This window comes from Belnapia moabensis DSM 16746 (assembly GCF_000745835.1).
GTDB lineage: Bacteria > Pseudomonadota > Alphaproteobacteria > Acetobacterales > Acetobacteraceae > Belnapia > Belnapia moabensis.
Map to the genome: position 1 here is coordinate 1 of NZ_JQKB01000105.1, position 3,547 is coordinate 3,547.

The window sequence follows — 3,547 nt, forward strand, 5'->3', positions numbered from 1 at the left end:
CCGGGTGGGATCGGTTGTACGGCGGCGCCGGGCAAGACGCGCTCCACGGCGGCGCTGACGACGACGTGCTCGACGGCGGCGCCGGGGGCGACACGCTCAACGGCGGCGATGGCAACGACACAGCGTCCTATGAGGACGTGGGCGGCGCGGTCGCGGTCAACCTGGCGGCCGGTCGGGCCTGGGGCGGAGCGGGCACGGACGTCCTCGCGGGGATCGAGAACGTCCTCGGAAGCGCCCACGCTGACCGCCTGCGCGGCGACGGCGGCGCCAACGCGCTCATCGGGCTGGCCGGCGACGACCTGGTGGTGGGCCGGGCCGGGGCTGACACACTGCAGGGCGGCGATGGCAATGACGTGTTGGCCGGCGGACAGGGCGACGACTCTCTTTGGGGAGGGCCGGGCACCGACTTGCTCATAGGCGGCGCGGGCTCCGACGCCTTTGTCATCGGCTCACGCGGGGATGGGGCGGCCGATCCCGGCACCGATGTCGTCCTAGACTTCCGGCAGGGTGAGGACGTCCTCAACCTCACCCCGCTGAACCACTACTCCCTGTTTGGCGACGTGCTCATGGACGCGGCCTTCGTGTTCCGCGGTCAGGGCGCCTTAATGGACTACCCAGAAGACGGCGATGCGTCCGCCATGCCAGGGCAAGTGCGCTTCGAGGTCCGGGGCAACACTACCGTCGTGCAACTGGACGTGGCCGACACGCCCGTCGTGATCGCCGAAGGACCGAATGGCGGGTCGCCCTCGCCTTGGGACCGCAGCCAAACCATTGTGGCCCGGGCCGACGGCGTGGTGGACACCGAAATCGTGCTGCTCGGCCGCTACGACCTTACGGCGGCCGACTTCATACTCTGAGCGGTACAGTCAACTTGTTGCCCTCGAACCGAGCGACTTGGCAAGCTGAGGACGATGCGGGCAGGGACTTCAGGTTGCCGCAGCAACCCTGCTGATCTCCGCCCGGCACCGTCAAGATGAAGCCCGGGACCCAGCCCCGGCGCAACTTCGGCTGATGGATCGCCCGATCCGTCGAGTCAGAATTGCGTCTACCGGGCACTCGCCAGGAACATAGTTGTTGAATTATATTTCGGATTCGACCTGGTTGACGGCGCCCTCCTGGCAGCTGTTACCTGCGGCGGTGGTACCGAAGGCGAGAGGTGTTGGTCCCTGCGCCAGCCAGGACCGCACCCAGCGCCGCCGCCTTGCCGGGATTCATCTGCGCGTCCAGCAGCAGGCTTCTGCCACGTGGGGCCGGTCCGGCGAGGCTGCTGCGTTCGGAGAGATCCTCCTTCGGCTCGTACAGGTTGTCGCGCCGCTCCGCCCGCCCGGGGTCCTCGCTAGTCTGCGTCGGCTTGGCGAGCACCTCCATGGCATAGTCGGTCAGCCGGGGTGCGAGCGCGCCGCCCAGGCTGGTCAGCCAGCCCGCGGTCCCGACATAGAGATCGCGCACCGGCGTCTCGCAGGCGTGCAGGATGGCGCGCGCGGCGACCCGAGGGTGGTAGGCCGGGGGCGGATTCCGCGTGCCCCGGGTGCCCATGGCGTTGCGGGCATGCTCCATGAAGGGTGTATCTATCGGCCCAGGCTTAATCAGCGTAACCGAAATCGGCAGCCCTTCACCCTCGAACTCCATCCGGAACGCGTCGGTAGCGTTCTTCACCGCACCCTTTGCCGCACAATAGGGGCCCTGCAGCGCTATGGCACGGTCGCCCAGCACGCTGCCGACGTTGATGATTGCTCCGCCCTGGTGCCGGAGATGGCGCGCAGCGGCGAGGGTGCCGTGGACCACACCCCAGTAGGTCACGTCGAACAGGCGCCGCTGGTCGGCGAGGGAGACATCCTCCATCCGGCCGTAGATGAAGGCGCCGGCGTCGTTGACCCAGGAGTCGAAACTGCCGAAGGCCTCGACGGCCTTGGCCGCGACCGCGTCCACCTGTGCCGGGTCGGCGACGTCGGCCACCTGATACTCGGCCCGGCCGCCGCGGCCGCGGATCTCCTCCGCCAACCGCTGCAGCGCGTCCTCGTTACGGGCGACCAACACCACCGCGGCACCGCGCTCGGTGGCCATGCGCACGGTGGCCAGACCGATGCCCGAAGTCGCACCTGTCACGACAATGGTTTGCCGCGAGAGCGGCTTCAGACGGACTCGCGGCAAGGAAGTTCTCCCAGGGTTCGGGTCTCAATCCTACTTGGTGAAGTAGTTACCACCGACAAGCCTGCGTCTATGGACACCGCTAGACGGAACGGCGCTCTGGCATTCGGTGCGCAACTTTGACGACGCGCTGCAGCCCGTGGCTCACCGTCAGCGTGAGGCGCTTCGCCAAGCCGTTCTCCGCACCAATCCCGCCGGCGGAAAGGAATCGCACCTTCGCAGGAAGCAGGCGTTGATCCTGTATGCTGAACGAAGATTGTCTGAATATCCGCCTCGGCGATTACCTGGATCGCCATCGAGAGCCCCTTCCTGAGACCGCCATCGACGCGGCTAGGGCTGAGGGTGATGCACCGCCAGACGACACGGAAAGTGGCGGGTAGCGCGAAGCAAGCCTGGTAGATGTCGCCGGGACAGACTCCTGGCCCGACTGCCAGCAGGCGTATCACCTGTAGCCGTCCGGTTCATTGCTGCGACGCGGAAGCGTCCCGCTTGTTTGCCCGGGACGTCGGCGCGTTAACGACGCTGCGGGGGCGGAGATAAGGAGTGCGGGATGGAGCAGTTGGGCGCCTTCGCACAAGCGTCGCAGACACTAGAGGTTGCGCGCTTGGCGCGCCGGCCCGGCTTGGTGGCGGAGATGCAGGCACGGCTTGCGCATCACGGGCTGCTAGACCCGCCGGCAGACGGCCTCCTCGACCCCGCCTCGCAATGGGCGCTCGGCGCCTTCTGTCGCGCAGTCCGCCTGCCTTTCAACAGCGCGCTGGCGCCACCCGTCGCTGCTGCTCTGCTACAACAGGATCCCGTGCTGCCATTGCAGCCTGATGACAGCCTGGCGGGGCGGATAGTTGCAGCCTCTATCCGGCATAGCCATTGGCTATGTCGCCATCCCGACTGCGTCAACATCGTCTATGTTGAAGGCGTGGACGAGCAGGGGTGTGAAGTGCTGCGCCGGCCTGACGCCTTTGACGATCTGCGGGTGCTGCTGCGCATCGCATCCGGAGGGCGCCCGGAAATCGTGGGCGCTTGGCACGCGACGACCGCCTCGGGCCGCGCAGCGGTGGAAACGCCTGCCGAGCCCGAAGGCGCGCCGCGCCTTGCGGCGGGCCAGCATCGCGCCTGGGTCATAGGCCGCACGGCCATCGGCACGGAGCTGGAGCAGGAGGCGCTCATTCAGGCCCTGCCGCTGCTGGTGACGCGGGATGGTGACAGGAACTTCCGGCGCGAGGGTGACCCGCCGGAGCGGGGCATCTTCCTCATCGACCAGCATGGCGGCCACGACGCGCCGCGTGAGCGGGTGGGCGGCATCGGTGCGGGCTGCTTGGTTGGTCGTAGCCAAGCCGGGCATCGCAGCTTCATGGCGAGGTTGCGGGAGGATCCGCGCTGGCGCGTGAACGCTGCCCAT

3 protein-coding genes are annotated in these 3,547 nt (G+C 67.8%); 2 read left to right on the forward strand and 1 reads right to left on the reverse strand.

The genetic code is table 11. From position 1 onward, the window contains the following. Positions 1–857, forward strand: an 857-nt coding sequence (locus EP26_RS32565; RefSeq protein ID WP_281177127.1) for a calcium-binding protein, incomplete at its 5' end; no start/stop codon positions are given. Positions 858–1,125: 268 nt separating this feature from the next. Here EP26_RS32565 and EP26_RS26830 read toward each other — a convergent pair. Beyond that, positions 1,126–2,151: an SDR family oxidoreductase gene (locus EP26_RS26830; protein WP_052389736.1), complete on the reverse strand. Its 1,026-nt coding sequence runs from the start codon at positions 2,149–2,151 to the stop codon at positions 1,126–1,128. 601 nt (positions 2,152–2,752) lie between these two features. Between EP26_RS26830 and EP26_RS39045 the strand changes: the two genes are divergently transcribed. Then, a partial coding sequence (locus EP26_RS39045) for a peptidoglycan-binding domain-containing protein (protein ID WP_211259570.1) occupies positions 2,753–3,547 on the forward strand: 795 nt, incomplete at its 3' end.